1 protein-coding gene is annotated in these 1,715 nt (G+C 36.4%); it reads left to right on the top strand.

From position 1 onward, the window contains the following. On the top strand, positions 1 to 1,715 hold a 1,715-nt coding region (locus M4Z11_RS07255; RefSeq protein ID WP_249678016.1), incomplete at both ends, for an autotransporter outer membrane beta-barrel domain-containing protein.

The following is a 1,715-nucleotide window of genomic DNA, read 5'->3' as shown; positions in this document are numbered from 1 at the left end:
AAAAATTACACTCGGTAATGTAAACATTACTTCAAAAGATAAAGGTCTTGAAATAGCAAATGGTGCTAATTTTGCGATGGAAAGCGGCTCTATTGAAACTGAAAAACTTGCCGTAAAAGCTGATGGTAAAGATACAAAAATTACACTCGGTAATGTAAACATTACTTCAAAAGATAAAGGTCTTGAAATAGCAAATGGTGCTAATTTTGCGATGGAAAGCGGCTCTATTGAAACTGAAAAACTTGCCGTAAAAGCTGATGGTGAAGATACAAAAATTACACTCGGTAATGTAAACATTACTTCAAAAGGTGAAGGTATTCATATAGAAAATGGTGCTCAAATTGTAGCAAATGGTGGCTCTATTACAGTAAATAATGATAACGCTGATGATAATAATGCGGTAGCGATTACTGCTTGCGGAAAAGAAGTTAGCGTTACATTAAATGATGTAAAAATTTTTTCAAATAAAAATGGTATCGAGATAGGTAACAGCGCAATATTAAATATGACTGGCGGTTCCATTGAAGCTGAAGGAAACGGTGTTACTTTTACAAGCGGTGCGGGTGCAGATGATAAAAGCAAACTAAAAGATACAAAAATTACCGTTACCAAAGGAGATGGATTAAATATTACAGACCGCAAAGTCTCTTTAGAAAATGTCTCCATTCAATCTAAAGAAGGCCGTGGTCTTTATGCGTCTGGTGCGGAAACAGATGTTACAATGAAAGGTGGTACAATTAATGCAAGCAAGGCTGCATTCGTTGTAGAAGACAGTGCAAAAATTAATATCTCCAATGTTTCTGCAACAGCTTCTAAAAATGGTCTAGTGCTTACAAATGGTGCAGCACCAGATGATAAAGTAAATAATGTTAATTTCACGAATACAAAGCTTACTGTTGAAAAGGGCGTAGGTATTTTTAGAGAAGTATCTGGAAAAGATGTTGTCACCCTCAAAAATTCAGAAATACGTGGTGATCTTTTATTAAAGTACACTCCCAAAGAAGACAAAGAGGCAGCTCTTACACTCAACGCAGATCATTCAGTTTTAGAAGGTCGTGCTGAAACTGGAAAAAAGGCTGAAACAGTCTTCAATTTGAGTAATGGTACAATATGGACACTCAAAATCAGTAAAGAAGAAAGAGAACCAGGTGAAGAGGGAAAACCGGGAGAACTGCTTGATATTTCTACTAGATCACGCTCCACTGTTTCTGTGCTTAATCTTGATAACAGTACCATTGTTTTTGACAAACCAACAGACGATCAATATCAGGTATTACATGTAGGACCTGCAATAGAAAAAGCAGAAGGACCTGCAATAGTTGCAAATGACCCAAACAACCCAGCAACAGTCTATAATGCAAAAGGTGATGCAAAAATTTACTTCAATACTGAATGGAGTAACGGACTTAAAACAAAAGAGCAAAAAACAGATCGACTTGTAATTAATGGTGATGCTTTAGGTACAACGACGGTTTATGTTAACGGTATCAAGGGAAAGAATAAAGCAGAAAAAAATACTTCTGTTCCTGCAAATGAAAGTGGTGTCTCACTCATCCAAGTTTCTGGGGAAGCAAATGAAGACTCCTTCAAATTGGCAAATGGTTACACCACAATAAATAATTCTCCTTATAAATATACTCTTAACGCCTACGGTCCTCAAGCTTCCTCTCACGGTGAAGATCAAAGTATGTTTGGTGAAAATCAAACATATTGGG

Origin of the sequence: Bartonella bilalgolemi, assembly GCF_023500045.1 — a bacterium.
Classification (GTDB): domain Bacteria; phylum Pseudomonadota; class Alphaproteobacteria; order Rhizobiales; family Rhizobiaceae; genus Bartonella; species Bartonella bilalgolemii.
Note: the sequence above shows the minus strand (reverse complement) of the source record. Positions and strands in the feature narration are given on the sequence as shown.